The organism is Thermococcus thioreducens (genome assembly GCF_002214545.1).
GTDB lineage: Archaea > Methanobacteriota_B > Thermococci > Thermococcales > Thermococcaceae > Thermococcus > Thermococcus thioreducens.
On record NZ_CP015105.1, the window covers coordinates 162,456 to 187,789 of the forward strand.

Below are 25,334 nucleotides of genomic sequence, written 5' to 3' on the forward strand. Positions count from 1 at the left end.
TGATTCACGATGAGATGGGTCGACGTCAAAGAAGGATTTAAGGAATTCCTTGAAGAATTCAAGAGGGAGAAGACCGGCATAGCCGGTGTCATTCTCCTTGTTATCCTTGTCCTTGTTGCACTCACTGCACCGTACACCACCATACCGGATCTGCCAGAGAAGTGGAGGAGCTCCGCCTACTGGGAGGACAACCCCAAGAACGTTCCTCCGACCTGGTACAATATGTTCACCTCCCAGAAGCTTGTTCCTCAGGAAGTATACTACATCAACGACCTGAAGATAACTCACCCCTCCGATACAAGGACTGTAATTGAAGCTGATTACAACTTCCCCAACCGCTATATCCTGGGGCCGCAGGGCATAATTATACGTGGGCTGAACGTATCTGTTGGCGATCCAATGAATGCCCCAGTATTTGACCTGTACCTCCTGAGGCCGGATGGGAAGAAAATCCCCCTACTCAAAAACAAGCCCCTGAGCGCAGGCACGATCTCCGTGGGCAGGGACAGTACGATATCGGCCAACGTCTACATATGGCTCGTCAACGTCACAGAGGGCAGGGAGATAACCATGTTTGAAGTTCCACTTCAGACGATCCTTATCAGCGACATGGTCGCCCCAATGTTTGCCAAGGTTGAGCCCGGGATGAACGTGACCCAGATAATAGAAAACCCCGAGCCCCTCTGGGGCAATTACAAGCTTGTCCTCGATATAAACAACCCCGCACCCGACAAGAACAAGATTATGCTTGATAACATAAAGGTGACCTTCCTTGGAAGGAGCTACGGAACAATGGGTACCGACTACCTTGGCAGGGATCTCTGGGCCGGCATCATCTGGGGTAGCAGAGTTTCGCTGACCATTGGTGTGCTCGTCTCCGTCCTAAGCACCGTCATCGGCCTTGTATACGGAGTTACCAGTGCATACCTCGGTGGAAACGCCGACGAGTTCATGATGCGTATCAACGAGATATTTGCCTCAATTCCGAGCCTGCCGATACTTATCCTCATCGGAGCCACAATGGGACACATAACACTAATGTTCATAGTGCTGCTGTTGGTCATCTTCGGATGGATGGGAATAGCAAGGATTTCGAGAAGTATGGCGCTCCAGATCAAGGAGCAGACGTACATTGAGGCGGCTAGGGCACTCGGTGCCGGCAACGGCAGGATAATCTTCAAGCACATCCTGCCCCAGCTCCTTCCCTATGCCTTCGCGGTCATAGCCCTCAGCGTTCCGAGCGCGGTTATCGCCGAGGCTTCACTGAGCTTCCTCGGTATCGGTGACCCGACGGCCGTTACGTGGGGTCAGATACTCAACGCGGCCCAGAATCAGGCGGCAACGACCAAGGGCTACTGGTGGTGGGTTCTCCCGCCCGGGCTTGGAATCGCTGTCGTCGGCCTTACCTTCGTCCTCATAGGTACGGCCCTCGATAAGATACTCAACCCGAGGCTCAGGAGGCTGTGAGGTGGTATAAATGGCTAGGAACGTACTCGAAGTTAAAGACCTCAAGATGTATTACTTCACCAGCAAGGGTGTCGTCAAGGCCGTCGACAACATCTCGTTCAACCTCAGGAAGGGTGAAGTGCTGGGACTTGCCGGTGAGAGCGGATGCGGCAAGTCCTCCCTTGGTTTTACCCTTATGGGAATGCCGACTCCGCCGGGCAAAATCGTCAGCGGTAGCGTGAAGATTGACGGGAGGGAAATAGTTGGTCTCCCGGAGGATGTCCTTAGGAAGGAGATACGCTGGCAGAAGATATCCATGATCTTCCAGGGTGCAATGAACGCCCTCAACCCCGTCTATACCGTCGGATATCAGATGACCGAGCCGCTGATACTCCACAAGGGTATGAGCAAGGATGAGGCCCTTGACAGGGCCCAGAAGTACCTTGAGCTCGTCGGTCTCGACCCCGAGATAGTCTACCGCTACCCGCACGAGCTTTCAGGTGGTATGAAGCAGCGTGTCATCATCGCCACGGCCCTCCTCCTTGAGCCCGACGTCGTTATCGCTGATGAGCCAACGACTGCTCTCGACGTCGTTGTTCAGGCTCAGATCATCAACCTCATGAAGAAGCTGAAGAAGGAGCTTGGCCTTTCAATGATATTCATCACCCACGACCTTAGTATACTCGCCGAGATCAGCGACCGCGTTGCCATCATGTACGCAGGTAAGATCGTTGAGATAGGAGACAGCGAGAAGGTCTACTACGAGCCGGCCCACCCGTACACCCAGAAGCTTCTCTCGGCAATACCGAGACTGCATGAGGACGTGGAGAAGCTGGAGTTCATCCCGGGACAGCCGCCCAACCTCATCAACCCGCCCAAAGGATGCCGCTTCCACCCGAGGTGCCCGTACGCAATGCAGGTTTGTAAGGAGCAGGAACCCGAGCTTAAGGAAGTTGATAAGGATCACTATGCCGCATGCTGGCTGCTGTGAGGTGTGAGAGATGGCGGAGCCGATACTCAAGGTTGAAAACCTCAAGAAGTACTTCCCGATCAAGAGGGGCTTCATCGACACGATCAAGGGCGCCCCCCAGAAAAAGGTTCACGCGGTGGACGGCATTAGCTTTGAGATATACAAGCAGCAGGTCTTTGCCCTCGTTGGTGAGAGCGGGTGTGGTAAGTCCACCACAGGAAAGCTGATCGTTAAACTGCTGGAGCCCACCGATGGAAGGATATACCTTGAGGGCAAGGACGTGACCAACGTCAAGACCAAGGAGGAGATACTCGACTACAGAAGGCACGTGCAGATGATATTCCAGGATCCGTTCAGCTCAATGAACCCGAGGTTCAGGATATTCGACATCCTTGAGGAACCGCTTCTCATACACGGCATCGGCGAAACCAAGGCCGAGCGTGAGGAGCTCATCTACAAGGCCCTTGAGATGGTCAAGATAACCCCACCGGAGGACTACGTCGGCAGGTTCCCGCACATGCTGTCCGGTGGTCAGAGGCAGCGTGTCGCTATTGCAAGGGCCCTCATCCTGAACCCGACCTTCATCGTTGCCGACGAGCCGGTCTCGATGCTCGACGTGTCCATCCGTGCCGAGATCCTTGAGCTGATGAAGGAGCTCAAGGAGAAGATGGGCGTCACCTACCTCTACATCACCCACGACATGTCTACGGCCAGGTACTTCGCCGACTGGATGGCGGTCATGTACCTCGGAAGGATAGTCGAGATGGGTCCGGTCGAGAAGGTCATTGACAACCCGCTTCACCCCTACACCAGAGCGTTGCTGGCGGCGGTTCCCGAGCCGAAGCCAGAAAGGAGAAACGTCATCAAGGAGCTGCCGATCAGGGGTGAGGTGCCCAACGCCGTCGACATACCGCCCGGGTGCCGCTTCCACCCGAGGTGTATCTACGCCCAGAAGGGACTCTGCGACACCAAACACCCGCAGCTCGTCGAGTACGAGCACAACCACTGGGCCGAGTGCCACCTCGTTGGCAAGTACTGACTTCTCTTTTTCTTTCCTTAGGTGGTGACGATGGGAACGCTCAGGGATGCGATGGGATATCCTCTTCTGAGGGCTGGCCTGATAATGCTCATTCTGGCACTGCTGATATCGGTTGCCGGTTTCTACCGTGTTAACGAGTCTTATTCCACTAGTGGGACGCTTGGAGAGGGTATGCACTACCTGGGAGACGATAAATTTGAAAGTGAATACCTCTACCATAACAGGACCCTGATCCTTTCATCATCCGGTGCAAACCTCTCACTTATCCAGGGGACCAAAATAACGAACTACACCCTTGCTAACCGTGAGATAACGCTTCATCCCGAGGAGAGGCCAGTGATATATGTTTTTAATGGGAGCGTGAATTATACATATGGGGCGACCGCCGTTGACTACCCCTATGCCGTCTACTCCCTCCTCGCTTTCGTGCTGATGCTTGTAGGCATAGTTATTTCCTTTATTGGATACACCCAGTTCCTGAGGGACGTGAAGGAGGGTAAAAAATGAGAGTACTTGATTACGGCGCGGCTATCGATAGGATAACCTGGTTTATCCGTGAAAAGGTTGGGGAAGCAGGTGCTGACGGAGTTGTCGTCGGGATAAGCGGGGGCATAGACAGCGCTACAGTTGCACACCTCGCCGTAAGGGCACTTGGAAAGGATAAGGTTCTCGGCCTGATAATGCCGTACTACGAGAACGGCGACCTTGAGGATGCCAGGCTCGTATGTGAGGCCCTGGGAATTGATTACAGGGTGATCAGTATAAAGCCCATTGTGGATGAGTTCGAGAGGGCAGTCGGTGGACTTGACGTTAAGAGCAGGGGCAACGTAATGGCCAGGACCAGGATGGTTCTGCTGTACGCGCACGCCAACGCCATGAACCGCCTCGTCCTCGGAACCAGCAACAGGAGCGAGGTTCTCACGGGGTACTTCACCAAGTGGGGCGACGGTGCGAGCGACTACGCGCCGCTCATAAACCTCTACAAGACAGAGGTCTGGGAGATAGCGAAACTTCTTGGAGTTCCGGAGAGAATAATCAAGAAGAAGCCTACAGCCGGGCTGTGGGAGGGGCAGACCGACGAGGACGAGCTTGGAATAAGCTACCGCCTCCTCGATGAGATACTCTGGCGCATGGTTGACCTCGGAAAGGAAAAGAGTGAAATCGCTGAGGAGCTCGGAATACCATTGGAAAGGGTTGAGTACGTCGAGAAGCTGATAAGGGGCAGTGAACACAAGAGGCGCCTCCCGGTCGGCCCGGTCTTCTGAGGTGGGTTCATGAAGCGAGGCTACATTTTCGTTTTTCTAGCCGCCTCCATGTGGGGGACTCTGGGCATATTCGCCAAGTACCTTGACGGTTTTGGATTAACGCCCTTCACGATGGTGTTCTACAGGGTTTTCTTCGCCATAGTCCTCCTGGCACTGTATCTCCGCCTCAGGGGCATAGATTTCTCCCTTGAGCGCTCCCGCCTCAGATTCTACGCCCTCTACGGCTTCTTCAGCATCTTCCTATTTTACACCCTCTACTTCTACACGGTAACGATATCGTCGGTTTCATTTGCCGTTCTGCTCCTCTATACTGCCCCGGTATATTCAATAGTCCTCGGCAGGCTGGTCTTCAACGAGCCGTTGGTGAGGGAGAAGGTCACCGCCCTGGGAATGGTTATGCTTGGCGTTCTCCTTGTGAACTGGGGGGATGTGCGGTTTTCCACAAAGGCTCTGCTCTTCGGACTGCTGACGGGTTTAACCTACGCACTTTACGGTGTTCTGGCGAAGTTCGCCGTTAGGGACGACGAGCCCGAGAAAGCGCTCTTCTACACGCTCCTCTTCGGCATGATTTACCTCCTTCCGTTCACGGCCTTCTCGGTGCCCTCGGGCGCCCTTCCTTACCTCTTTGCCCTGGCGTTCTTCCCGACATTCTTGGGCTACATACTCTACAACCACGCCCTAAAGGAGATTGAGGTGAGCAGGGCCAGCATAGTCGCCACGATTGAACCTGTCGTGGCGATAGCACTGGCGTTCCTTTTATTTGGTGAGTCCCTTACGGCCAAACAGCTGGTTGGAGCGGCTCTCATAATTGGGGGTTCTGCCCTGGTGCATCTAAAAGAGGAAGAAAAGCCGGAAGAGAGCATTATTGAAGAGGTGCTCGAAGAGGTTCATTAGACGTGGAAGTACCTCTCCAGCTCCCATTCAGTAACCTTCTTCGTATCCTCGGGAAGACCCTTAGCGCCCAGGTATTCGAGATACCCCTCCCACTCACGCTCCTTGTATGCTATGAAGTTCCTGTATGCACCGCCCAGGGCTTCCCTGACGACCCCGTCCTTCTTGAGTTCCTCCAAGGCTTCGCCAAGGCTTTCAGGTAGTGTGTCTATGCCCAGGCTTTTCCGCTTGGAATCGCCCATCTCATAGACGTTTTCCTCAACATACGCGTCGGGCTCGATTTTTCTCCTTATTCCGTCCAGCCCGGCCATCAGTATCGCTGCAAATGCCAGGTATGGGTTGGCACTCGGATCGGGACAGCGGTACTCTATCCTGGCACCGTTGCCCCAGAAGGCCGGAACCCTTATCAGCGCACTTCTGTTCCTGTAGCCCCAGCTTATGTATACCGGGGCCTCGTAGCCCGGGACGAGACGCTTGTAGCTGTTCACAGTGGGGTTGGTTACTGCTGTCAGGGCCTTTGCGTGGGCGAGTATACCCCCTACGAAGTAAAGTGCGGTCTCGCTGAGCCCTTCATCACCAATAAATGCGTTCTCCCCGTCTTTCCAGAGGCTTATGTGGAGGTGCATTCCGTTTCCGGGAAAGCCGTAGAGGGGCTTTGGCATGAACGTGGCGTAGAGCCCGTGCATCTCCGATATAGCCTTTACGATGTACTTGAAGCTGACTATGTTGTCTGCCGTCCTTAGGGCTTCATCATAGCGGAAGTCTATCTCGTGCTGTGCCTTCCCAACCTCGTGGTGGAGAACCTCGGGAACGAGTCCGAGGGCCGGCATGTGGAGCGCTATCTCCCTCTTTAACTCCCTGGCCCTGTCAAGGGTCACGAGGTCAAAATAACCACCGCTGTCGGGTATCTGGAGCTCCCAGGAACCGTTCTTCTTGAAGAGGTAGAACTCCGGTTCCGGCCCTATGTACGCCCTGAATCCGGCCTTTTCGAGTTCTTCAAGGGCACCCCTGAGGACACCTCTGGGGTCGGCTGGATAGGGCTTTCTGCCCTTGTATATATATCCATAGACCCTTGAAATTCCTTCCCATGGTATCTCCGCGTAGGCTGATGGGTCCGCTTTGAATATCAAGTCGCTGTCCTCTATCCCTTCAAATCCTGGGATTGAGGAGCCGTCAAAGGCTATGCCGTCTTCTATGGCCTCGTCGTATCTCCCTATGGGAACTTCCATGCCTTTTGGAACTCCGTTAATGTCCACGAAAATAAGCTGGATAAATTTCACCTTCTTGGGTTCGAAGAGGGTTCCCTTTTCTGACGCGCTCAAACTGTTCATATTTATCACCTATTATTGCTCTAATGTTCAGTGTTTATGCCATCTTATTGAACGATTATTCCAATAAAAGCCTTTTTACTGGATTTTTGTCATTGTGACAACTGTGTGGTCTGAGTTCCCGCTGACTGACAAAAAATTGTTATTTTTGCCGTTTATCCTTTTTAATTTCAACAAATATAAGTTAAGCAAAGGTTTATTGGATCCGCGAGTATGGGGGAACATGCCGAAAGCTGAAGACATACTGAACAGGGAGATAGCTCGGGTAAACCTTCACCTTCCAGCGGACAGGCCCACTCTGAAACAGCTGTTGGGGGAAAAGGAACCGAGGGTCAGGTTGCGCGATGGGAGCTATCACCACTTCAGGCGTTCCGAGCTGGAGTATCTCATCTCACTCCTCGATGAGGGAGAGGAAGAACGTTTGAGGATACCGATAGTACTTGAAATAAGCACGCTGTACCGGGGCTACTTCAGGGTGAGGGGAAGAACAGAGGTTAAGGTCATTGAGAAAATCCTCGGTACCTACGATATCCTGGATGAAAAAATAGAGGGGCTCTATCCGAGATATCTCCTTCCGAAAATCAGAAAAGCCCTCCCGACGACAACGACGTATGCGTTCATAACGGAGTGATGGATATGGACGAAGACCTAAAGGTTCTGCGCGACTACCTGATGTTCACCGTCCCCCACGTTACGGTGCTTGCCGGTGCACTCCTGGGACTTCTCATGATAATGGGGGTACAGGTCAACACCGCTCTCGGGATATTCGCCGTCTTTTACGGGTTCATGCTCTTCGTCCTTGGCCTGGTGATAGGCCCTCACTTTTCCAAAGTGCTCTGGTACCGGCTTATGATGGTCTTTTTTGCCTTTTTGATGCTCCTGGGGGTCGTTCTTCTGTTGTATGGAGAGTAGCCTTTATATGGGAAAAGGAACAACTAAACATGGTGAGAACGTATGCGGAAGGCAGTGGTTGCGTTGATCCTCCTAACTCTGGTCATGGCACTTCTCCCGGGCTCCTCCGCCCAGTTTGTCACTTTTACAACAAACGACGAAATTACCCTGCTCCGCGGGGACTACAGTATCGGGACGATAATGCTGACGAATGCCGGTGGCTTCAGTTTTAAAATAGTCAGCTATCAGAAATTCTGGGTGGAAGATGATAACGGCAACGTTGTTCCGGGCTTTAATCTCACCTTGACTCCAACTATTTTCAGTGATTGGACATCCCAGAAGACCTATTCTGTGTCATACAACATATCCTGCGCCTCCAATGTTTCAGGTGGAACATACACACTCTATCTGCGTTTCCTGGCGTTTACCTCTGACAACTCCATGTACATAGTCCACGCCACAGTGCCGCTCCATGTGATTGAGGGGGCTCTGGATTTTGGGGTGGCGGATGCCTATGTTAAGGAGCGTCCAGGTTCCCCTTATGTTCTCAACGGAGAGACTATAGTGGTGTTTTCCCATGTTAACAACATAGGGCACTCAAGAGTTCCCGTTCATGCTACCGTCTCCTTTTCCCTTGGGGGGAAGGTGTATTTCCTCGAAAACAGAACCCTCAACATGGCCCCTGGGGACAACTTAGTTCGCTTTGAAGTGCCTGTAGGGTATGAACTGCCCGAGGGCACGTACAGGCTGGAGTACGTGCTCAAGTATGATGATGGGACATACAGATACTCGCGGGAGATTCCCGTCAAGTTTGGGGTGAAGCTTGTAGGGGCCTCCCTTCAGTCGGACACGGTAAAGCTTGGGGGGGAGAACAGAGCATATCTAACCCTCCTATCAGAGAGAAACGTTAACCTGAATCTCACCGTGGAGACCTACAGGAACGGGACGCTGGTTGCAAGAACCGTTGAACCCACCGTGATCAGGGGAGGTACGAACGTCATTGAGGTGAGCCTCCCAACCAACGTGTCCGGAGGGCTGACGTCCCTCATAGAGCTGACCTTTGATAGAAGGGTTATAGGGAAGAGCAACGTTTCGTACAAGGTTCTCGCACCCCCCACTATAAAGGACGTAACCTATGAGAAAGTCCCCGACAACGAGGTCGTCTTCAAGATACTCATTGAGAACCCTAACTCCGAACCCTTTGAGGGGCAGCTTTCCTACAGGATAGTGTCCAATGGAAGCGTTCTCTATAAGGACTCCCTGGAAAGCACAATAAAGCCCGGAATCAACGAGGTCTCTCTGAGGTTCAATCTTCCAGTGGGACTGGCAGTTGGTTATGAATTTACGCTCAGCGCCATGGGTGAAACCAGCGTTTCCAAAGGTGAGTTGTATCTGGAACCTCCAGCTCCACCTACGACAGCTACAACAACCACCACTACAACCGCGTCAAATACCACGACAACGACCCCCGCTGGAACATCGGCGGGCCTCTGGGTGGGGATCCTCGTAGTGGCCTTCCTCCTGCTGGCTGTCGGGGCGTTCTACTACAACACCCGCGGGGGTGGAAAATCCAGAAAACGCGTCCGGCCCAAGCCCAAGAGGCGTTCGCCCCTTGGAAGGTTTAAGAGGCCCAAGGAGCCCAAGTTCAGGGAGAACAGAGAACTTCCAAAGAAGAAGTGAATACCAAACTTTTTTATCCCTATTTTCTCCACCCCATCTAGGCGAGGGGGTTGGGGGCCCTCGGGGTGCTCCCGAGGAAGTTCCGCCCACCGCACCGGGGCCGCGGTGCCGCAAGGCACCTCCCGAGAGGGAGGGCAACGGCGCAGAAACGACACGTCCCGGCGGATATGGGGATGAAAGCGGCGAAGGGCCCGGCGACGGTGCCCGAGCTAACCCGCAGACGACCCGTCGGGGAGCGGTGAAACGGCCGTCCCGCGGGGTGCAAGGCCGAGGGAGGGGCGATGAGTTCCCGGTGGGAGCCCCGTGGTAGGCCGCTCAGTCGAATGCTCCCTTGAGACAGAAGGCGGGCTACGACCCCCTCGCCTTAATATCCAGCAGGGATGCGAGGAGTATCAGGGCCCCTCCGAGTGCTGTTCTAACCCCTGGAACCTCTCCGAATATCAGAAACGCATAGACCACCGCGCTCATGGGGTCGAGGTAGCTCAGCAGAGCCGCCTCGTTGACCTCAACCTCCTTCAGCCCGTCCATGTACAGGAAGAGTGCCAGTACTGTGTGAACGCTCACAAGGATAAAAACCGCCCACCAGGCGGGCTCTCCAACGCCCGATGCGGCAATGAACGGCGCTAAAACAACCGACGCCACGGCGAGCTGGAGGAAGGTCAGGGTCTTCCCGTCCACATCGCGCAGAAACCGTCCGAGGTTTGGAATCAGCGAATAGAAGAAGGCCGCTATTAGAGCGAGCAAGATTCCAACGAAGTCGCTGTTTCCAAGGTCGACATCCTGTCCGCTCATTATCAGGATGAGCCCTGCAAAGGCGGTCCCTATCAGGAGCCACCTTTTCATTCTTAGGTTCTCCCCGAGGAACCTCCACGAGATGAGGGTCGCTACTATCGGAGCCATGTAATAGACGAGAACCGCGTTTGCTATGGTGGTGTAGCTGAACGCCGTGAAGAGGAAGACCCAGTTTAAAGCCAGAGAAACCCCCAGAGCAAGGAGGGGCTTCCATTTAGCCCCCACAATCGAAAAAAGAGATGACGCCCACCCCTTACTGCTGGCCAGAATGGGAAACAGTAGCAACGCCCCAAGTGACACCCTGAAGAAAGCGACCCCTAAGCCGGACAGGTTTGAGAAGCGGGCGAATATTCCAACGCTCCCCCAGATGAGCATTGAAATTATGATTTTCAGCCTTCCGTTCACATCTCATCCCCGTGCTCTTCCACCCATTCCTCGTAGGCTTCCCTGACCTCTTCCTTCCTGAACCCGGGAACTGCATCCTTGAAGGGGTTGAACCTTTCGAGCTTTTTCTCGCTTGGGCCGATGTAAGTTGCTATAAGCCCTACCTTGGAATGAAGGCTTGACGGCAGGCGAAGGATTCTTTTGACGTCAACCGTAACGCGGCCGTCGAAGTAGGCCTTTGAGAAGGTGCTCGATGCATTAAGGAGTATCATTAGACCGCTTCTTTTTTTGCCTTTTCTGGGAGGTCTTTTAAGGGAACTGGGAAAAGAGACATTGGGGGACTTTGCGTTTAGTACAAATTCCTGATAGATTTTTTCTTTGTTTTCAATGGTATCCTGGATCTGCCGGGGACTCAATCCAAAGTTCTCCAAGTGGCTTTTGCTAATTCTTTTTATAAAGTATCCAAATCTCAACCGAAATACTCGGTAGTAGCCGGAAGAGAGCATTATCATATTACTGTCAATATCCCTTTTATAGTTTAGCTCCTCCGCAGCACTGATGTATGCCAGTATCTTCTCCCTTGCCTTTCCATCGAGCCTTAACGCCCACTCATCGAGAACCCTTATGTGGTAACCCCTCCCCGAATAAACGACGTGAACGTTCTCAAAGCCGAAGTCTTCCTTTAGGATTATCAGAGTGTCCCTTGCGAGCTCTTTGGCGTCCTCCAGGCATATCGGACACACCTGCCCGTGCTCGTGGAGGTGAGCACATCTTCTCAGGGGCAAATCTTTCGCGTCTATGTCGAAGACAAGTTCAGCTCCCAGCCAGCCGCTCATATCCTTGGGCTCTTCGTAGAGGGCAACCGAAGAATAGATTGCGTAGGGGGCAGTAGCCCTCACATAGTCTTCCAGGTCGCGGACGTCCATGAAAACGTTCTTTCTGTCGTTCGGTCCCTCTCCGGTGTGGTCAAACCCAAACTCCCTCTCCTCAAGGGTTCTGACTATAAACTCTGGGAGTTTTTTGGCGCTCCATTCCTTTGAATAGTAGTGCTTCCGCTCCCTTTCGGTAACTTCTCTAAACAGCTCAGCCATTCTCACCACCCTCTGTGCTCTGCTTGCCCTTTCTGCTCTCGATATAGAGGCGCCTCAGGTAGTACGTCAGTGGATTTTTGATGTTCCTGCAGTGCCTGTCCGGCTTGCAGAGCTGGGGAGCGTTTGCCCGTATCTTGGAGCAGTTCGGCGGGAAGTACCACGTGGAGTTTCCGCTGTCCTCCAGGCGGGGTTTGTCCGTAAGACCGAAGCCGAGATGGTACCAGATGTTCTTGACCTCGTGTGGCTGGTCTTCGAAGAGGGGAGGGGAGCAACGGTTGCCTGCCTCGATTATGACCGGCAGTATTTCCTTCTCGACCACGCTCAGGTCACCCACGCAGTCCCGTATTCTGACGTCCCTCCTGGATGGGCTTGGGCACAGCCTCGCGTAGCTGAGGAAACTCGTAAGGAGAACAGTTATGGCGTAGTTCCTCAGGCCTGCGGGAACACCCCCAAGGGCGATTTTCACGCATGGGGGGAAGAGTTCAAAGCGCAGTAGCCCTGCCTCTGCTGAACCCATCCTCTCAAGCCTTTCTTTGAAGTATTCCCTCGCTATCTCACCCAGCCTTTCGTAGAGCTGGAGGTAGTAGCTTGGTAGCTCATCCCTTACCTCGTAGAGGAGATTCACTGCCCTCTCAAAGTTCCTTTCAAATGATTTCTCCCAGAGCTTTAGCGCTTGCTCCGTGGTCAGGTAGACGTATCCCTCCCTAATGTACACCTCTTTGAGGCTTCCCTCCCACAGTTCCAGGAACTTTCCAAGATGTATCTTGTACCTCAACCTCAGCTTGTCCCTCTCATCAGGTGGAAGTTCGTGGTGATGGGTTCTTTCGAGTATCGTTCTGTCTCGTGAGGGTATCTCTCCAGCATCAACCGTTCTCAGCTCGGTTGCGGTTCCGCTTATCCTTCCTGCTCTCCTAAGCCTCTTGGCATATATCCTTGAGTTTGCTTCCTTTACGAGCTCCATCTCGATGCCGTATGGGGAAAACGCAAGGGCACCAAGGAGCGCATAAAACGTCAGCAAATCCTGAATATCACCCATCTCAAGGAGGTCTCTTGGCATTTCGCCCGACTTTACCCATAAAACCCTTTCCAAAGCCTGGTCTATCCCAACGTAGGACGGGATTATTAACAGTAATTCCGTTATTCCACCAAATTCCTCCTTCACGAGCCTTTTGGCTTTATCACTGAAAGGATCAAGCATGGCTTCACCTCTCACCGATAAGTGGACTTTGGGGCATAAAACGGTTTCCGTGATGTTCATGGATTATATATCCTCCCGTTTGAGCATTCGCCAGAAAGCCTTAGAGCGGTCGTTTATGGCAGTTGTGACCCATAATAACGTAAACTCCCGAACAATCCCTCAGCCATATTGATTTTAAGTGGAGTGACCACTTGAACCCCAAAAGTTTTATATCCTTTTGGTTCCACATGTTATATTAGATGGAAAGAGAGAGTTTGCAAAGATTTCATGGGTGATTTGGATGGTCATGAAGTATACTGTCGAAAGAGTAAAAAGTGGCATTCCTGGTTTTGATGATCTAATCCAGGGTGGCTTTCCACTGGGAACCACAGTTTTGGTTACGGGCCCAACAGGCAGCGGTAAGACTACTTTCGGAGTCCAGTTTGTCTACAAGGGGGCTGCAGAGTACGGTGAACCTGGAGTCATAGTCACTCTTGAGGAGAGGGCGCAGGATCTGAGAAAGGAAATGCTGGCCTTTGGATGGGACCTTGAACAGTACGAGAGGGAGAGAAAAATAGCCATAGTTGATGGAGTGAGCGCTGTCGTGGGCCTCCCATCCGAAGAGCAGTACGTTCTCGAAGGCAACCTCAACGCCGAGGACTTCCTCCGCTATATCTACCGCGTCGTTAAGGCCATAAATGCCAAGAGACTTGTTATCGACTCGATTCCATCCATTGCATTCAGGCTCCAGGAGGAGAGCAAGATAAGGGAAGTTCTTCTCCAGCTGAACACGATACTCCTTGAGATGGGTGTAACGTCGATACTGACAACGGAAGCCCCAGACCCCAGCAGAGGTAGAATCAGCCGCTATGGAATGGAGGAGTACATAGCAAGGGGTGTTGTTCTTCTGGACTTCGTGGAAAAAGAGGTCGAACTGAAGCGCTATCTCCTCATCAGAAAAATGCGCGAAACCAAGCACTCAATGAAGAAGTATCCCTTCGAAATTAACGAGGAAGGCATCGTTGTCTACCCGAGCGGCGAGGTCTACTGACATCTTTTCTTTATTCCCGCCCGTTATGGGTAAACTTTTTAAGTCCCGGTTCTTACCATTAATCATGGTCACAGACAGAGAACTTAAAATTGTCCTTTTAATTGGTTCGGTAGTGGTTTTGATTATGATGGCCACCATAGATGCCGCCCCCAGAGATCTCGATGAGTTTACCGGGGTCTGTGTGTATTCATCGGATTCCTTCTCCATCCTGAGCAACGGCAGTACTTCCGTTGGGGTGTACTCATCCCTGCAGGAGGGCGTGGTCTACCGGGTGGAGGGGAGGATGTACAACACGAGCTCTGGTTTGAGAATCAGGCACGTACGGATAGAGCGGGCGGAGGCCACTTTTCCGTTATCAGCCGTAAAAGGGGCCTACTGGGTATCCTCCGGCTACTACATATTAACCCCGGATCGGGTGAGACTGGCCTTACCATTGTCCGCTGAGAAGGGTGAGCTCGTTGAGGTGGATGGAATATGGTATCGAAACGGGTTCTATCCCGTAAGGCACCGGGTTTTAGGTTTTCCGGAAGAGCCCAGAGACGGCATGCCCTGGCGGATTGACGGAACGGTCATTTACGGCGGTACTAAAGCCGTAATCTGGAACGGAAGTGAGGAGATAGTCCTCTATCTCCCCTACGGAACGAAAGTCGAGGCTGGAAGGCGCGTTAGGGTGGTGGGCATAGTCAGGTTCTACTCAAGGCTTTCCCTTATTGTTGACTCGCCGGATGATATATCCTTCGTGGGATACGGTGAGAAGGTTCCCGTTTCTGAGGCGTCCGTTGGCGATATTGCCTTTGGAAACTGTACCGTGGTTGGTGCCGGCCGTTCTCTCAAGCTCAACTGCACAGAACTGAAGCTCCGCAACTTCAAGGCGAGAGTAGGCGATAGGATTTACTTCGAAGCCGTCAGGAGGAGGTCTTCGCTCTACTGTATTGATTGTCGCGTCATTGAGAGCAGAGAGGAGATTCCTAATGGAATATGCTCGTTCTCCTCGGGAGAGCTTGCCAGAGTATTCGGACGTGTAAAGTGGGTCAGAGTGTATAAAAACGGCTTCGGACTGGCGAACGTTACAGATGGCAATTGCTGGGTTCTTATTAAACTCAGAAAGTCCCTCAACGTTTCCCTAAAGGTTAACCAGACCGTTACCGCCTATGGGTTCTTCACAACCTACAGGGGCATGCCCGCCTTTGAAGTCCCGTCGGGTGATGACCTTTGCTCGGGGAGATGCTGAAGGGGATTATTGCGGGAACCATCAGCGGTACCCTCCCTGGAATCCATGTGAACACGCTGGGGGCGTTTCTGGCGGGGATCGGTGCAGGCGATAACCTGTTGCTGTTCTCGATGGGTTTAACACACACTTTTCTTGATGTTATCCCATCAGCCTTTCTCGGTGTTCCCGACGAGGGGACGGCCCTTGGGATTCTTCCTGCACACAGGCTCGTTATTCGTGGAAAGGCAATGGAGGTCGTCAGAATAGCGCTGTGGGCGAGCTTCCTTGCGGTGCTCATGGCGATACCGCTCTCTCTGGTCTATCCCATCCTGGCCCGGCTGTACGCTCCGCGGATCGGAAGGGTGGCCGTAGGGGCTCTGGCCCTTCTCTTAATCCTCACTGAGAGCGGTCTGAAGAGGCTCTATGCGGTGCTGGTGTTCCTCCTATCCGGCCTGCTCGGGATTCTGGCGTTCAGGCTTCCGCTGAAGGAGCCGTACTATCACCTCTTCACGGGGCTCTTTGGCATCCCCGTGCTGGCTGCAGCGCTTGTGGACGGGGGTGGACATGTTGTCCCGGGTAGTGGGGAAATTGAAATGGAGGCAAAGCGCTTTATCGGCTTTTCCCTTCTGGGAACGTTCCTTGGAATGGTGGCCTCGCTGATTCCAGCTTTTACAGCCTCCCAGGCTGCCCTCATAGGCTCTTTTTTCTCAAAGGACGAGCGTTCGTTCCTGGCAGTTGTATTTTCGGTCAACACGTCCAACTTTCTGTTCTCCTTCATGAACTTCCTGGAAACCGGGAGGGTGAGAAACGGCATTGTGGCACTCATGGCTCCCTCTGCCCGGGGGTTTCTGCCGTACTACGCCCTGGCGGCGGTCTTTGTTTCCCTCTTAGTTCTGAGTTATGGGGATGCTTTGGCGGGTGCTGTACTCAGAGTTCTGGCTTACGTGCCCTACAGGTTTATGAACGGTGTGGTAGTAACTCTCCTCGTGCTCCTGTCCCTGCACTTCGACGGACTTCTCGGACTTCTTGTCTTGGCGGGAGGCGGTATGGTGGGTTTCCTGGCGGTGCTCTTTGGTGTCAAAAGGACGAACTGCATGGGGGTTCTCATGCTCCAAATAATAATCGGATAAGAAGAGAGGATTAGATGGACTTCTCCTTCAGAATCCTCTGAAGCTCGGCGTAGTCTGTTACTATCCTCTTGTTGTCTAGGGTCGTAAAGTATGCTTTTTTCCTTTTGACCTTCTTGATGTCTGTATACTTCATCTCAGGCGGATCGTAAGAACCGGGCTCCACGACCTCATCTTCGACCGTGTACATGCCGAGGTCGGGCTGACCCACGTACTTCCAGACCTCATAGAAGACCTCGGGCTCAAGGTGGATTTCTCCATCGATTTCTATCCAATCCGCCCCTATCTCCTCAAGAAACTCTTTCACTACCTCGAAGTGCATAGAACCACCGGCATAATATAGGACGCTAAGGGTTATATACCTATCGCCGAACTTCAAACGGTGGTGAGAGATGGCGAGGGTAATCGTTGACGCTCAGGCCGCGAGAGCCATAGGAAAGGGCGCGATGATAGTCTTCAAAAAGGGTGTCGTGAGAACGGAGGGTCAGTTCGAGCCCGGCGATATTGTTGAGGTCTACACCAGAGGAGGCAAGTTCCTTGGAAAGGGCTTTGTCAATCCCAACTCCAACATCATGATCAGGCTCGTAACCAAGGATCGCGATACGGAGATAAACAAGGAGCTCTTCCGCGAAAGGATCAGGAAGGCCAACGAGTACCGCAAGAAGGTCCTCGGCTACGACAGGGCCTACCGCATGGTGTACGGCGAGGCGGATTATCTGCCTGGCCTTATAGTTGACCGCTTCAACGAGATAGCCTCCCTTCAAATTTCGAGCGTAGGGATGGAGAGGTTCAAGCTCGACCTTGCCGAGGCAATAATGGAGGCCGAGCCGGAAATCGAGACGGTCTTCGAGAAAAACACCGGACGCTCAAGGAGGAGGGAAGGTTTGCCCGAGATAGAGAGGGTTTTGCTCGGCAAGGAGAAGTACCGGACGGTGATCGAGGAAGGCAAAGCCAAGTTCATCGTTGATATGCGCGGCCAGAAGACCGGCTTCTTCCTTGACCAGAGGGAGAACAGGATAGCCCTTGAGAAGTACGTCAAGCCGGGAATGAGGGTCCTCGATGTTTTCACATACACCGGCGGCTTTGCTATACACGCGGCTGTTGCTGGAGCTGATGAGGTCGTCGCCGTCGACAAGTCTCCCTGGGCCATCAACATGGTGAAGGAGAACGCCAAGCTCAATGGCGTAGAGGACAGGATGAAGTACGTCGTTGGCTCGGCCTTCCCGGTGATGGAGGAGATGATAAAGAGGGGTGAGAAGTTTGATATCGTTATCCTCGATCCGCCGGCCTTTGTCCAGCACGAGAAGGACTTAAAGCGGGGTCTCCGCGCTTACTTCAACGTGAACTACGCTGGCCTACAGCTCGTGAAGGAGGGGGGAATACTCGTCACTGCCTCCTGCTCCCAGCACGTCGACATGCAGACCTTTAAGGATATGGTCATAGCGGCTGCTGCAAAGGCGGGCAAGTTCCTCAGGCTCCTCGAACCGTATAGGACGCAGGCGCCGGATCACCCGATACTCATGGCCTCGAAAGATACGGAGTACCTCAAGGCGCTCTTCCTCTACGTTGAGGACATGAAATGAGTTTGGGGGACGATGAGGAGAAAGCACCTCCTCTGAAACCGGCGTGAGTGATGAGACGCCCACGGTCCGAGTCCCTAAACAGGTCGCTCTGCCGACCGAAATCCTTTTTTATTTGATCGTTTGAACGACCAAAATCGCAGAAGTTATGGTCATTACAACGACCGCTTACAGCCTCAGTATCAGACTGTGCCTCCACCGGGTTCCGACCTTGAACTTCACGTCCTTGACTTGGTAGCCCAGCTCTTCTCCCTTTTCCGTTATGGCATTTATTAGCGGCTCCTTGTCCGGAAGAAAGAGGGCGACTTTTCCATCGGGCTTCAGATATTCCATCGCCTCCTCAATGAGCATCACCGAGAAGGCCTCTCCGTATTTACCCCCTCCAACGCCTTCCCTCTCCGTCAGAACTCCCTTTGTAGGCCTCTCGTAGTAGGGCGGAGCGGAGAAGATTACGTCGAACTTTTCCTCTTCAGGTATCACTCCCTGGATTATTCCACCGCTGCTCTTGATTAACCTGACTCTTCTCCCGTTCCGCTCGATGTTCTTCATGGCATAATTGAAGAACTCGTCGTCAAGTTCCGTCGCGGTAACGTCGCACTTGAAGAGCTTCTCAGCAATGAGGGCCATCATCGCGGTGTGCCCGGTTCCAATCTCAAGAACCTTCTCGCCGTCGCGGAGAAACGTCTTCAGGAAGAGGTAGCGCGAGATGGGGGTGGTCACCAGCCCGTGCGGGTGGTACTCTATCTCCAGCCCGAAGAGGGCCTTCGCTATCGCCCTGTTGTAGAGTATTCTTGCCTCCCTGTTCGAGAAGTCGAGCCTTCCGCGCTCGTCTAAGTATTTTTCCAGCCCGGGGAAAAGTCTAACGGCCTCCCTAACTGGCAGTCCCAGCTTTCCGTCCTTCCATGCGTGCATGGAGAAAAGTAAGCGTGGAAAAGAAAAGAGTTTCGCTCAGAGAAGAGCCAGGGCCGCCATGACCTTGGCGTCTTCCACCATGTTGTCTATCTTCGCGTACTCGTTGGGCTGGTGTGCCGTCTCGTCGAGGGTCGCCCAAACCACAGCTGGAATCCCGAGCTTCCTGAAGTAGGCCGCGAAGGTTCCGCCGCCTATTCCGCCGACCTTAGCTTCCTTTCCGCGGAGCTTTTTCAGGGCCTCTTTAAGAAGAACCACTATCTTGCTGTTCGGGTCGGTTGGGGCCGGAGCGTCCATGCGCTGGAGAACCTCAAACTCTATCTCCGGCAGAACTTCGCCGTCGAACTCCTTCCGGTATTTCTCCTTGATCTCCTCGGCAATGGCCTTGGCGTCGGTGAGGATATCGTCTACCCCGTACCTCGGCAGAATCCTGCAGTCGAAAACCACCTCGTGTTCGCCGGGGGCTATGTTCGGACTGTCCGCTGGATTTTTAACCATTGTCGGCTCGAAGGTACTCTCCGGCGGGTCGAAGAGCTCGTCCCTCTCGCCGTACTTCTCGTGGAGGAGCCTGTCGAGGTGGTAAGCAAAGTCGAGCGCCACGCGGTGGGCGTTTAATCCCTTGTCCGGCATGCTGGCGTGAACCTGCTTGCCCTTAACCCTAACCCTGAGCCAGAGGATGCTCTTCTCGGCAACCTCGATGAAAGTGCCTTCCTCGTTCCCGCCGTCCGGGACAAGGACGAGGTCGTCCTTCCTGAAGAGCTCCGGATGGTTTTTCATCAGCCATTCAACTCCGTACTTGCTGCCGGTTTCCTCGTCGCTGACAAAGGCGAGGATTACTGTCCTCTTCGGCCTTATTCCGAGGTTCATCATGGCCCTTACAGCGTAAAGCGAAGCCACGAGGCTCTGCCCGTTGTCCTCGCTTCCGCGCCCGTAGACCTTCCCGTCCTTGACGACCGGCTTGAAGGGCTCCGTGACCGTCCACTTGCTCAGGTCTCCCGGTGGGACGACGTCTATGTGGGTGAGGATCCATATCCTCGGGGCGTCAGGTTTTTCACCGTAGTAGTACGCTAAAATGCTCGGTCTGACTCCATTTTTCGCCCTCTCGTCCGGCGCGTTGTAGACCTCAACCTTGTCGAAGGGCCAGTCCTTGATTATCTCAAGCAACTTCTGGGCCTTGTCGTATTCCCCCTCGTAGCCGTAGTCTGGGCTTATGGCGGGGATTTTTATGAGTTCGACGAGGGTTTCGACCATCTCATCGCGGAGCTTTTCTATCTCTTGGGAGACTTTTCCGAGGGTTTCGCTCATAGATACCACCACCTAAAATATCTCATCCGTCTTTTTAAATTCAATCAGGTATCTCTTCCCCAGTTCGATGAGAAACGTTATCAGGCGTTCGTAGAGAGGTTCAACTTCATTTCCAAAGCGTGCCTTTAGGGCCTTTCCTATTTCCCTCACGGTTCTCCTTCCGTCGCAGAGCTCCCATATGTAGACTCCAACCTCGTCGAGTTCTATCCTTCTGTACTCGCCGTGGAGCTTCCTCGCGAGAAAGTCAAGCTTTGAGTCCATCGGGACGAGAAGATAGTACTTCCCATCGATTTTTTTCAGCTCGATCTTTTCGTTGCGGACTGGTATGAGGTTCAGATAGTTCTCCATGGTTATTCCTCCGGCGTTTAAAATTTAAAAGTTGGGAAAAAAGAGGGAAAATCACTTCTTCTTGCCCGTCATGTATAGCCAGACGGCTATTCCTGCGAGGAAGAGAACTCCAAGGACGTTGCTGCTGAAGCCAACGCTCGGTGCTACGCCCCCAACTATCAGTGCCGCGAAGAATATGCCCATGAGGGCCTCACCGGCTATGAGTCCTGCGGCGCCGAGGACACCCGGGTCGGTCGGCTTCTCCTCGGTGTCCCCTCTGGCCTTGCCGACGAAGTACCTGATGAGGCCGCCGATGAATATCGGGACGCCGAGGCTGAGCGGCAGGTAAATGCCGACGGCAACGGGCATGACAGGGGTTCTGAACTTGGAGCCTTTCATGGCGAGTATCTCGTCGAGGATTATGAGGGCTACCGCTATTCCGGCTCCGATGTAGATCATGTTCCACTCAAGGTTGCCTGTAAAGACGCCCTCGGTGACCTTGGCCATGAGGAAGGCCTGCGGGGCAGCCAAAGCGTTCTCTTTGGCGGTTGGGGTTCCGGCTATGCCGTAGGCCTGGATGAGGAGGTTGAGCACCGGGGCCATGACGAGGGCCGCGAAGAACGTTCCGACTATCTCGAAGACCTGCTGTCTCTTTGGCGTGGCTCCGACGAGGTAACCGGTGGCGAGGTCCTGCATGGTGTCACCTGCTATTGCTGCCGCGGTACATATGACCGCTGCGACAAGAATGGTCGCCGCCATTCCCTCCATCCCGCTGAGGCCCAGGGCCTTGAGCACGAAGGCCGTGAAGAGCAGGCTCATGATGGTGATTCCTGAGACCGGGTTGTTGGAGGAACCGACGACACCCGCGAGGTAGCCGGCTATCGAGCTTCCGAGGAAGCCGACGATGAGGAGTATCACTGCCATAACTGCCGCGATCCCTATCGAGCCGATTATGTGGAAGTACAGCAGGAAGAGCGGTATCACGAAGGCTGCTATGAGTATCAGCACGTAGTTGAGCGGAAGGTCCTCCTCCGTCCTGATGACAGCCTCCCCCGCCTGCCTCCTCTTGGCGACCTCAAGACCGGCCTTGATGCCCCTCTTTATCGGGTTCCTTAGCTTGATGAGGCTCCAGATTCCACCGACGACCATTGCACCAACGCCCATGTACCTGATCTTGGTGCTCCAAATTACCCACGCCATATCAACCGGGCTGAGGTCGGTGGCGCCCATCTGGCCCGCGTATATGGGTATGGCTATGAACCAGGCTATTGCACCGCCGAGGAAGACGAGGAAGGCTATGTTGAGCCCGACGATGTAGCCGACGGCGATAAGCGCCGCCGAGAGGTCGCTTCCGAAGTAGTAGACGCGGGAGCCGACCATCTTTGCTGCTTCAACCGTGCCCTTCCAGAGGCCAGAGCTTCCGAGGAGCTTAAAGAGGCCGCCGAAGATTCCGCCGTAGAGAATGGGCTTTGCGTGGCTTCCGCCTTTGTCTCCGGCTATGAGCACCTCGGCACAGGCGGTACCTTCAGGATATGGGAGCTTCTCCTCGACTATGAACGCCCTCCTGAGTACGACTGTGAAGAGTGCACCGAGGGAACCTCCAAGGGCCGCTATTATGGTCACCAGGTAGTACGGGAAGGTCGTGTAGTACCCGAGGACTACCAGGGCTGGGAAGGTGAAGATGACTCCGGCTGCGAGGGACTCACCGGCTGAAGCGGCGGTCTGGACCATGTTGTTCTCAAGGATGTTCCTGTCCTTGAAGGCAAAGAGTATTGCCATCGATATGACTGCCGCCGGGATGCTGGCACTGACGGTCATACCGGCGTACATGCCGAGGTATGCGTTCGCTGCACCCATCACTATCGATAAAATAACACCCAAAACAAAGGCCTTGATGGTGTACTCCGGCAGGGACTTTTCGGGTGGTATGTACGGTTTAAACTCCATGGCTGCACCCCCATGGGTTGAGCATAGTAACTAATTACTACCAAATTAAAAACATTTTGCCGAGTTCCAGTTTTTAAAATTCTAAAGTCGAACCTTTACGTTCTTTTATTACGAAAGGTTATAGAGACTTCCTGCGTGTTCCCATCTGATGGACGTTGTGTTCCAGTCGACTTGTATGAACCTGCAATCATACACCTGTGGCCGGGAAGTGCATAGGGTGGTGGGGCAATGCCTTATATACTCCTGGAGTGATACTCCTACGTCTGCAAAAGAAAGCGGGGGTGGCGGTTTGATAGAGATTACCTTCCTTGGCAGCGGTGGTGGAAGGTTCATCACCATAACGCAGTTCCGCTCCACCGGCGGTTTCCATATCCGCGCCAGCAGGAATATATACGTCGACCCGGGGCCGGGTGCGCTGGTTCGCTCCTGGAGATACAAGCTCGACCCAAGGAGGCTGGACGCAATATTCGTCTCCCACAGACACGTCGACCACTGCAACGACGTCGAGGTAATGATAGAGGCCATGACCGGCGGCGCACTGAAAAAGAGGGGCATGCTCATAGCATCGAAGAGCGTCGTGTACGGCGATGAGACACACACTCCCGCGGTCAGCAAGTACCACATGGACGTCCTTGAGAGCATCCACATACCCGAACCGGGAAGCAAGATAGCCATCGGCGATGAAGAGCTGATAATAACCCCCACCGTCCACTCAGACCCCACGACGATAGGCTTCCGCATGAGAACCCACTACGGCGACATATCCTACATCCCGGACACGGCTTACTTCGATGAGCTCATAGAGTGGCACGACGGTTCAAAGCTTCTGATAGCCGCCGTGACGAGGCCTAGGGATATGGGGATTCCATACCACCTCAGCACCGACGACATCGTCATGATGCTCAAGAAGATGAACGAGAAGCCGGAAGTTCTTGTGATGAGCCACATAGGAATGAAGATGCACTTCGCGAACCCCTACAAGGAGGCCAAATACATAGAGACCGTCACCGGCGTTAAGACATACGTTGCAAAAGAGGGCTTCAAACTCATGGTGGAAAAGAACGAAATATCGGTTAGGACTCTGCGGCCCGCGAGGTTCGTTTAGCCCTTTATTTTTTCATTACTTCCTCAACGGCCTTTCTGACAGTTCCGTAGGCCAGCTCAAAGAGCTCGTCGCGCCTCTTCTCGCTCGGTGCCTCGACCACGACGCGGATCTTTGGCTCCGTTCCGCTCGGCCTTACGAGAACCCACGAGCCGTCTTTCAGCTGGAAGCGGTAGCCGGAGATCGTGAGAACCTCCTTCACTTCTCCCCCCAGCTTCTCTTTGAGGGCATTGTATGCCCTCTCAAGAGCAATACCCTTGAACTCGTCCGGGCACTTCACGTTCTTCTTGGTGAGGTAGTATGTCGGTATCTCCTCCCTGATTATCTCCGAGAGCGGCTTTCCGCGCTCGTCTATGAGCTTTATGAGGAGCCCCATGGTCACGAAGCTGTCTATCCAGGGCCCGAACCTCGGGTGGACCAGCTTCCAGGGCTCGGCCGCGAAGATTGCCCCGTACCTCTTTATCCCATCGTGGGGCTGGCCGAGGGGAATCCTCACCACCTTTCCGCCGGCCTTCTCGACGACGTGGTCTATCCTTGAGCCGGTGTCTATGGAAACGACGACAGTCCCTCCCCCGTGCTCCTCCACGTAGAGCTTTGCGAAGAGCGCTATAACGGTGTCCTCGTTGATGTAGTTCCCCTTCTCGTCAAAGACAGCTATCCTGTCGGCGTCGCCGTCCTGGACGATTACGAGGTCGACGCCGAGCTCCCTCGCCAGCTCACCGAGGTAGGCTATGTTCTCGTACCTCGGCTCCGGCTTCCTTCCCGGGAAGTGACCGTCCACGTGGGCGTTGACGCTTATCACCCTCGCCCCCATCTCGCGGAGCATGTGGGGTGCCACAACGCTCCCGGCACCGTTGGCGCCGTCGTACAGGACTTTCAGGTTAGTCTCGTGGTTTACGAAGTCGAGAACTGCTCCAATGTAGCCGTCTGTGATGTCAGTGGGTTTCACCGTCTTTATCTCGTCCCACTCGGCCTTTTTGAATCTCCCAGAGAAAACGAGCTCCTCCAGCTCCCTCTCCTGCTCGACGTAGAACTCCGTTCCATCGCCATTGAAGACCTTTATGCCGTTGTCGGTCGGTGGGTTGTGGCTCGCTGTAATCATGACTCCAGCGTCCCCGTATTCCCGCGTTCCCCAGGCAAGGGCTGGCGTTGGTATGAGTCCAAAGTCGAGAACCTCCTTTCCCGTCGAGAGGAGCCCCGAGATGAGGGCGCTCTGGAGCATTACGCTTGAGGTTCTTCCGTCCCTCGCAACGGCTACCGTTTCTCCATCGACGTACGTCCCCACGGCCCTTCCGATGTCCATTGCAAGTTCAGGCGTGACCTTCTCCCACAGGGTGCCCCTAATTCCAGCCGTTCCGAAGAGCTTCATATCACCACCGTAACTACTTGGGAGGCGGTTTAAATAGGTTTGGCTACGTATATGGGCAGTCCCCGGTAGTTCACCAGCTTCATCCCCCTGGGCATCGCATCGCCCGTTAGGGGGAGGATATACACCGGAAGCCTGAGCCTTTCTCCGAGGCTCAGGATAGGCCCCACTATCTCCGGTGTGGGCCTGACCGAGTAGAGAGCTTTAGCGTCCCTGTAGAGCTCAGGCCTCGGGCTGAAGAGGTCGTCGCGAGCCGCCTTTATACCCAACTCCCCGGCTTTCTTAACGGAGTCCGGGTTCCAGTCTACAGCAAGAACGTCATAGCCGAGCTCCTTCAGTCTAAGCGCCACCTTGAACTGGAAGCCTATCCCCAGCTCCACAATTTTTCCTTTGGGCACTTCATTAGCCAGAAACTCCGCGAAGTCCTCAACCGGCATGGAAGAAAATGGGGGGGGA

25 protein-coding genes and 1 other RNA gene are annotated in these 25,334 nt (G+C 53.8%); 15 read left to right on the forward strand and 11 right to left on the reverse strand.

What is annotated here, in order from left to right; genetic code table 11:
* Window positions 1-9 precede the first annotated feature (9 nt).
* Genes A3L14_RS00805 through A3L14_RS00830 form a run of 6 tightly spaced genes read left to right on the forward strand, consistent with a single transcriptional unit; the run spans window position 10 to window position 5,614 of the window.
* Window positions 10-1,467 (forward strand): ABC transporter permease, encoded by a 1,458-nt coding sequence (locus tag A3L14_RS00805; RefSeq protein WP_055429943.1) that lies wholly within the window; start codon window positions 10-12, stop codon window positions 1,465-1,467.
* Between the two features lie 10 nt (window positions 1,468-1,477).
* The gene (locus tag A3L14_RS00810; protein ID WP_055429942.1) at window positions 1,478-2,437 is read left to right on the forward strand and encodes an ABC transporter ATP-binding protein; all 960 of its coding nucleotides are present in this window, start codon (window positions 1,478-1,480) and stop codon (window positions 2,435-2,437) included.
* A gap of 10 nt (window positions 2,438-2,447) precedes the next feature.
* Entirely contained in the window at window positions 2,448-3,455 is a 1,008-nt protein-coding gene (locus A3L14_RS00815) for an ABC transporter ATP-binding protein (protein WP_055429941.1), read from the forward strand.
* A gap of 30 nt (window positions 3,456-3,485) precedes the next feature.
* On the forward strand, window positions 3,486-3,962 hold the full coding sequence (locus A3L14_RS00820) for a hypothetical protein (RefSeq protein WP_088886097.1): 477 nt from the start codon (window positions 3,486-3,488) through the stop codon (window positions 3,960-3,962).
* Window positions 3,959-4,720: an NAD+ synthase gene (locus A3L14_RS00825; protein WP_055429939.1), complete on the forward strand. Its 762-nt coding sequence runs from the start codon at window positions 3,959-3,961 to the stop codon at window positions 4,718-4,720. The genes A3L14_RS00820 and A3L14_RS00825 overlap by 4 nt, the downstream gene beginning before the upstream one ends.
* A gap of 9 nt (window positions 4,721-4,729) precedes the next feature.
* Window positions 4,730-5,614 carry an EamA family transporter gene (locus A3L14_RS00830; protein WP_055429938.1) on the forward strand — a complete coding sequence of 295 codons (885 nt, stop codon included), beginning with the start codon at window positions 4,730-4,732 and terminating at the stop codon, window positions 5,612-5,614.
* Here the strand turns inward: A3L14_RS00830 and glnA are convergent.
* Window positions 5,611-6,942, reverse strand: a complete 1,332-nt coding sequence (glnA, locus tag A3L14_RS00835; RefSeq protein ID WP_074631343.1) for a type I glutamate--ammonia ligase — start codon at window positions 6,940-6,942, stop codon at window positions 5,611-5,613. The two genes, A3L14_RS00830 and glnA, sit on opposite strands and share 4 nt — an antisense overlap.
* A gap of 220 nt (window positions 6,943-7,162) precedes the next feature.
* Here glnA and A3L14_RS00840 point away from each other — a divergent pair, with 220 nt between their 5' ends.
* The 4 genes from A3L14_RS00840 to rnpB all read left to right on the forward strand — a co-directional run bounded on the left by A3L14_RS00840 (window position 7,163) and on the right by rnpB (window position 9,873).
* Entirely contained in the window at window positions 7,163-7,570 is a 408-nt protein-coding gene (locus A3L14_RS00840; RefSeq protein WP_055429937.1) for a DUF61 family protein, read from the forward strand.
* Window positions 7,570-7,851: a hypothetical protein gene (locus A3L14_RS00845; RefSeq protein ID WP_232473367.1), complete on the forward strand. Its 282-nt coding sequence runs from the start codon at window positions 7,570-7,572 to the stop codon at window positions 7,849-7,851. Before A3L14_RS00840 ends, A3L14_RS00845 begins: the two co-directional genes overlap by 1 nt.
* 42 nt (window positions 7,852-7,893) lie before the next feature.
* Window positions 7,894-9,510, forward strand: a complete 1,617-nt coding sequence (locus tag A3L14_RS00850) for a COG1361 family protein (RefSeq protein WP_055429935.1) — start codon at window positions 7,894-7,896, stop codon at window positions 9,508-9,510.
* Window positions 9,511-9,551: 41 nt separating this feature from the next.
* Window positions 9,552-9,873, forward strand: an RNA gene (gene rnpB, locus A3L14_RS00855) — RNase P RNA component.
* On the opposite strand, the gene A3L14_RS00860 is transcribed toward rnpB, so the two are convergent.
* From A3L14_RS00860 to priL, 3 genes are read right to left on the reverse strand one after another with little or no spacing between them, the layout of a single operon-like run.
* A complete protein-coding gene (locus A3L14_RS00860) occupies window positions 9,859-10,707 on the reverse strand; it encodes a DMT family transporter (RefSeq protein WP_055429934.1) in 849 nt (282 codons plus the stop codon). The two genes, rnpB and A3L14_RS00860, sit on opposite strands and share 15 nt — an antisense overlap.
* A complete protein-coding gene (gene priS / locus A3L14_RS00865; RefSeq protein ID WP_055429933.1) occupies window positions 10,704-11,777 on the reverse strand; it encodes a DNA primase catalytic subunit PriS in 1,074 nt (357 codons plus the stop codon). Before priS ends, A3L14_RS00860 begins: the two co-directional genes overlap by 4 nt.
* Window positions 11,770-12,975 (reverse strand): DNA primase large subunit PriL, encoded by a 1,206-nt coding sequence (gene priL, locus A3L14_RS00870; RefSeq protein ID WP_055429932.1) that lies wholly within the window; start codon window positions 12,973-12,975, stop codon window positions 11,770-11,772. The genes priS and priL overlap by 8 nt, the downstream gene beginning before the upstream one ends.
* A gap of 280 nt (window positions 12,976-13,255) precedes the next feature.
* Between priL and A3L14_RS00875 the strand changes: the two genes are divergently transcribed.
* The 3 genes from A3L14_RS00875 to A3L14_RS00885 all read left to right on the forward strand — a co-directional run bounded on the left by A3L14_RS00875 (window position 13,256) and on the right by A3L14_RS00885 (window position 16,345).
* Window positions 13,256-14,005, forward strand: coding sequence for an ATPase domain-containing protein (locus A3L14_RS00875; protein WP_055429931.1), 750 nt, complete (start codon window positions 13,256-13,258; stop codon window positions 14,003-14,005).
* 64 nt (window positions 14,006-14,069) lie between these two features.
* Window positions 14,070-15,236, forward strand: coding sequence for a hypothetical protein (locus A3L14_RS00880; protein ID WP_055429930.1), 1,167 nt, complete (start codon window positions 14,070-14,072; stop codon window positions 15,234-15,236).
* Entirely contained in the window at window positions 15,218-16,345 is a 1,128-nt protein-coding gene (locus A3L14_RS00885; RefSeq protein WP_055429929.1) for a tripartite tricarboxylate transporter permease, read from the forward strand. The genes A3L14_RS00880 and A3L14_RS00885 overlap by 19 nt, the downstream gene beginning before the upstream one ends.
* A gap of 10 nt (window positions 16,346-16,355) precedes the next feature.
* Here the strand turns inward: A3L14_RS00885 and A3L14_RS00890 are convergent, their stop codons facing one another.
* Window positions 16,356-16,664, reverse strand: coding sequence for a DUF5748 family protein (locus A3L14_RS00890; RefSeq protein ID WP_055429928.1), 309 nt, complete (start codon window positions 16,662-16,664; stop codon window positions 16,356-16,358).
* A gap of 70 nt (window positions 16,665-16,734) precedes the next feature.
* Between A3L14_RS00890 and A3L14_RS00895 the strand changes: the two genes are divergently transcribed.
* Window positions 16,735-17,925: a class I SAM-dependent rRNA methyltransferase gene (locus A3L14_RS00895; RefSeq protein WP_055429927.1), complete on the forward strand. Its 1,191-nt coding sequence runs from the start codon at window positions 16,735-16,737 to the stop codon at window positions 17,923-17,925.
* 165 nt (window positions 17,926-18,090) lie between these two features.
* Here the strand turns inward: A3L14_RS00895 and A3L14_RS00900 are convergent, their stop codons facing one another.
* Genes A3L14_RS00900 through A3L14_RS00915 form a run of 4 tightly spaced genes read right to left on the reverse strand, consistent with a single transcriptional unit; the run spans window position 18,091 to window position 22,410 of the window.
* Entirely contained in the window at window positions 18,091-18,834 is a 744-nt protein-coding gene (locus tag A3L14_RS00900; RefSeq protein ID WP_074631341.1) for an RlmF-related methyltransferase, read from the reverse strand.
* Window positions 18,835-18,870: 36 nt separating this feature from the next.
* Window positions 18,871-20,136 carry a M20 family metallo-hydrolase gene (locus A3L14_RS00905; protein WP_055429926.1) on the reverse strand — a complete coding sequence of 422 codons (1,266 nt, stop codon included), beginning with the start codon at window positions 20,134-20,136 and terminating at the stop codon, window positions 18,871-18,873.
* Between the two features lie 12 nt (window positions 20,137-20,148).
* A complete protein-coding gene (locus A3L14_RS00910) occupies window positions 20,149-20,484 on the reverse strand; it encodes a PqqD family protein (protein ID WP_055429925.1) in 336 nt (111 codons plus the stop codon).
* Between the two features lie 51 nt (window positions 20,485-20,535).
* A complete protein-coding gene (locus A3L14_RS00915; RefSeq protein WP_055429924.1) occupies window positions 20,536-22,410 on the reverse strand; it encodes an OPT family oligopeptide transporter in 1,875 nt (624 codons plus the stop codon).
* A 289-nt stretch (window positions 22,411-22,699) separates the two neighbouring features.
* Here A3L14_RS00915 and A3L14_RS00920 point away from each other — a divergent pair, with 289 nt between their 5' ends.
* Window positions 22,700-23,515, forward strand: coding sequence for an MBL fold metallo-hydrolase (locus A3L14_RS00920; protein ID WP_055429923.1), 816 nt, complete (start codon window positions 22,700-22,702; stop codon window positions 23,513-23,515).
* Window positions 23,516-23,519: 4 nt separating this feature from the next.
* On the opposite strand, the gene glmM is transcribed toward A3L14_RS00920, so the two are convergent.
* Both glmM and A3L14_RS00930 read right to left on the reverse strand, forming a co-directional pair.
* Window positions 23,520-24,881, reverse strand: a complete 1,362-nt coding sequence (gene glmM / locus A3L14_RS00925; RefSeq protein WP_055429922.1) for a phosphoglucosamine mutase — start codon at window positions 24,879-24,881, stop codon at window positions 23,520-23,522.
* 29 nt (window positions 24,882-24,910) lie between these two features.
* Entirely contained in the window at window positions 24,911-25,315 is a 405-nt protein-coding gene (locus A3L14_RS00930) for a UPF0146 family protein (RefSeq protein WP_055429921.1), read from the reverse strand.
* Window positions 25,316-25,334: the final 19 nt, after the last annotated feature.